General features: G+C 57.6%; 1 protein-coding gene. It reads left to right on the top strand.

Annotation, left to right across the window (positions count from 1 at the left end):
* A partial coding sequence (locus tag HBA93_RS22725; RefSeq protein WP_221724740.1) for an iron chelate uptake ABC transporter family permease subunit occupies positions 1-245 on the top strand: 245 nt, incomplete at both ends.

Below are 245 nucleotides of genomic sequence, written 5' to 3'. Positions count from 1 at the left end.
CGCGTCTGGCAGGGGGCAGCGATGCGCCGCGCGGCCTGATGCTGATTTTATCCGGCACGCTGATTGCCATGTTGTTTGCCGGTGTCAGCAATGCGGTGCTGCTTGGACACCCGACTTTGCGTATGGATTATCTGCCCTGGCTGACCGGCAATATCAATCATGCCTATAGTGAGAGGCTGCATAGCTATGGCTGGATCGGTATTGCCACTTTGCTGGTGCTGCTGGCATTGGCGCGTCCTTTGACG

The organism is Ochrobactrum sp. SFR4, from assembly GCF_019730395.1.
In the GTDB taxonomy this organism is placed as follows: domain Bacteria; phylum Pseudomonadota; class Alphaproteobacteria; order Rhizobiales; family Rhizobiaceae; genus Pseudochrobactrum.
This window is presented reverse-complemented; position numbering and strand designations above follow the sequence as displayed.